We start from the raw sequence: 370 nt of genomic DNA on the forward strand, positions 1-370 counted from the left end.
ACCGAAGTTGCTTGTTTTATCTTGCGATAAGAACAATTAAAAAACTCTTTTAAACGCGGTGTGTTTCTCGGTTTCTTACTTAAATGTTTCTATTAGACAATATCCAGTTTTCAAAGAACACTATTCAGTTGCAACTAAGTTGCAATGGAGCCTAGCGGGATCGAACCGCTGACCTCCTGCGTGCAAGGCAGGCGCTCTCCCAGCTGAGCTAAGGCCCCAAACTATTTAATTGAGAGAAGAATTAACCTCTCAAAACTAAACAAAGTAAAAGCGAACCGTGTAGGATTCCGTTAATTCCTTAGAAAGGAGGTGATCCAGCCGCACCTTCCGATACGGCTACCTTGTTACGACTTCACCCCAATTATCTGTC

Annotated in this window: 1 tRNA gene and 1 rRNA gene; both read right to left on the reverse strand. The window is 42.7% G+C overall.

Annotated features, from left to right (window positions below):
* Positions 1-145: 145 nt before the first annotated feature.
* Positions 146-218, reverse strand: a tRNA-Ala gene (locus ACEN36_RS13095).
* An 84-nt stretch (positions 219-302) separates the two neighbouring features.
* Positions 303-370 (reverse strand): 16S ribosomal RNA (locus ACEN36_RS13100); the annotation flags it as partial.

The organism is Desemzia sp. FAM 23989 (assembly GCF_045528345.1).
GTDB lineage: Bacteria > Bacillota > Bacilli > Lactobacillales > Carnobacteriaceae > Desemzia.